At 59.9% G+C, this 2545-nt stretch carries 3 protein-coding genes; all 3 read right to left on the bottom strand.

Translation table 11 applies throughout. The features are described from left to right. Positions 1 to 112: 112 nt before the first annotated feature. Genes tcyN through tcyJ form a run of 3 tightly spaced genes read right to left on the bottom strand, consistent with a single transcriptional unit; the run spans position 113 to position 2322 of the window. On the bottom strand, positions 113 to 859 hold the full coding sequence (gene tcyN / locus NUV89_RS29140; RefSeq protein WP_257784036.1) for an L-cystine ABC transporter ATP-binding protein TcyN: 747 nt from the start codon (positions 857 to 859) through the stop codon (positions 113 to 115). A 3-nt stretch (positions 860 to 862) separates the two neighbouring features. Next, a complete protein-coding gene (tcyL, locus tag NUV89_RS29135; protein WP_257784035.1) occupies positions 863 to 1528 on the bottom strand; it encodes a cystine ABC transporter permease in 666 nt (221 codons plus the stop codon). Then, a complete protein-coding gene (tcyJ, locus tag NUV89_RS29130; protein ID WP_257784034.1) occupies positions 1528 to 2322 on the bottom strand; it encodes a cystine ABC transporter substrate-binding protein in 795 nt (264 codons plus the stop codon). The genes tcyL and tcyJ overlap by 1 nt, the downstream gene beginning before the upstream one ends. Between the last annotated feature and the right edge of the window lie 223 nt (positions 2323 to 2545).

Raw genomic sequence — 2545 nt, 5'->3', positions numbered from 1 at the left:
GGTATCAGCCGATGCATGTGGCAGCTGACCCACCGCATTCGCGAGCAAGCCCGCTCCCACATTTGGAGTTGTGCCAGGCTTAGGACACAAGCGAACTTCACACAGGGCCGGCTCAGTGCGCGAGGAATTTGCTCAGGAACTGCTTTGTGCGTTCTTCCTTGGGGTTGGCAAACAACGCCTTGGCTTCGCCTTGCTCGACGATCACGCCCTTGTCGAAGAAGATCACCCGGTTGGCCACGTCCCGCGCAAAGCTCATCTCGTGGGTAACGATGACCATGGTGCGGTTTTCTTCGGCGAGGCTGCGGATGGTCGCCAGCACTTCGCCGACCAGTTCCGGGTCGAGGGCCGAGGTGGGTTCGTCGAACAGGATCACTTCCGGCTCCATGGCCAGCGCCCGGGCAATCGCCACGCGCTGTTGCTGGCCGCCCGAGAGGCGGCGCGGGTATGCGTCTTCCTTGCCCGCCAAACCGACCCGTTCCAGCAGCTTGCGCCCAAGGACAACCGCTGCGTCGCGGGGCATCTTCTTGACCACGATCGGCCCTTCGATGACGTTTTCCAGCGCGGTGCGGTGGGGGAACAGGTTGAAGTTCTGGAACACAAAGCCCACGTGCTGGCGCAAGCGCCGCACCAAACCCTGTTGCTGGTTGATGGACTTGCTGCTGTCGATCTCGATGTCACCCACCTTGATGCGGCCGCTGGTGGGTTGTTCGAGGAAATTCAGGCAGCGCAGAAAGGTGGTCTTGCCGGAACCGCTGGGGCCGATGATGGCGATGACTTCGCCTTCCTTCACCTCCAGGTCGATGCCGTTGAGCACCACCTGGCCCTTGAATTGTTTGGTCAGTTTTTCAACCACGATCATCGATCAAGACTCCAGGTCATGCCGGTTGACCCGGTCTTCCAGACGATTTTGCAAATGCGCCAGGATGCTCGCCAGAATCCAGTAGATCAGGGCGGCGGACAGGTACATGGTGAAGATTTCAAAGGTGCGGGCCGAGACCAGTTGCGCCTGGCGGAACAGCTCGGGCACTTGGATGGTGGCGGCCAGCGCCGTGTCCTTGACCAGCGAAATAAAGCTGTTGCCCAGTGGCGGCAATGCGGTGCGCATGGCCTGCGGCAGGATGGCCCGGCGCAGGGTTTGCGCGCGGGTCATGCCGATACTGGCCGCGGCTTCCCACTGGCCGCGCTCGATGGAGCTGATGGCGGCGCGCAGGATTTCACAGGCGTAGGCGGCCATGTTCAGCGAAAAGCCGATCATGGCGGCCGGGATCGGGTCCAGCTCGATGCCCACTTGCGGCAAGCCGTAGTAGATCAAAAACAGCTGCACCAGCAAGGGCGTGCCGCGAAAGAACGACACGTAGACTCGGGCGCTCCAGCTCAACAGCTTGAAGCGCGACAGGCGCATCAAGGCCAGGCCGAAGCCCAGCAGCAAACCGAAGAACATCCCGCCGAGGCTGAGAATCACCGTGTAATACGCGCCCTTGAGCAGGAAGGGCGCGGAGTCCAGCGCGAGTTGGAAACCTGCTTCCATTATTGAGTGACGTCAGCGGCGAAGTACTTCTCGGACAGCTTCTTCAAGGTGCCATCGGCGCGCAGCTTGTCGAGGGCCTTGTTCACGGCGTCGAGCAGTTCAGGCTCGCCTTTGCGCAGGGCAACACCGGCTTCCTGGCGCGAGAACGCAGCGCCGGCAGCGGCGGTGTCGGTGGCTTTCTTCGCGTATTCGAGGGCGGCCAGACGGTCGATCAGGATGGCGTCGGTACGGCCGATGCGCAGGTCCTGGAACTTGGTCGGGTCATCGTTGTAAGTCTTGATGATGGCTTTAGGCTGATTGTCCTTGAGCCATTGCTCGTAGTTGGTGCCCAGGCCCACACCGATTTTCTTGCCGGCCAGGTCGTCGGCGGTCTTGATGGTGTCGACGTTTTTCGCCAGGGTCAGCGCTTGAATGCCGGAGACGGTGTACGGCTTGGAGAAGTCGTACTTTTTCTTGCGTTCTTCAGAGATGGTCACTTGGTTGACCACAGCGTCCAGGCGCTTGGATTCCAGGGCGGCGAGGATGCCGTCCCATGGCGTGGCTTGCAGCTTGACCTGGACGCCCAGCTCCTTGGCCAGGGCTTCGGACAGCTCCACTTCGAAGCCGCTGAGCTTGCCGCTTTCATCGACAAAGCTGAACGGTGGGTAGGTGCCTTCCAGGCCGATCTTGATTTCGCCGGCTTTTTTGATCTTGTCCAGCTGTTCGCCGGCAACGGCTTGGCCGATCAGGCCTGCGCCGAGTGCCAGGCCCAAAGTGCCCACCAGCAGCGTGCGACGGAATACGGAAATAGTCATGAAGAGCCCCTGTGTTTTTGTGATGAGCGAAGCAGGTGACGCGGTAGTCGTATCCTGCCTTAAAGCGCGTAGCGCGTCTTCGCCTACGGCGCGATGATAAAGCCGGTTTTTAAGACTTGAAAATAATATAAATCTAAATTGATATTCCATTATGGAATATTGCGCAGTTCCAATGTGGGAGCGGGCTTGCTCGCGAAAGCGGTGGATCAGTCAATACATCTGG

The organism is Pseudomonas sp. 18.1.10 (assembly GCF_024655625.1).
Lineage (GTDB): Bacteria > Pseudomonadota > Gammaproteobacteria > Pseudomonadales > Pseudomonadaceae > Aquipseudomonas.
This window is presented reverse-complemented; position numbering and strand designations above follow the sequence as displayed.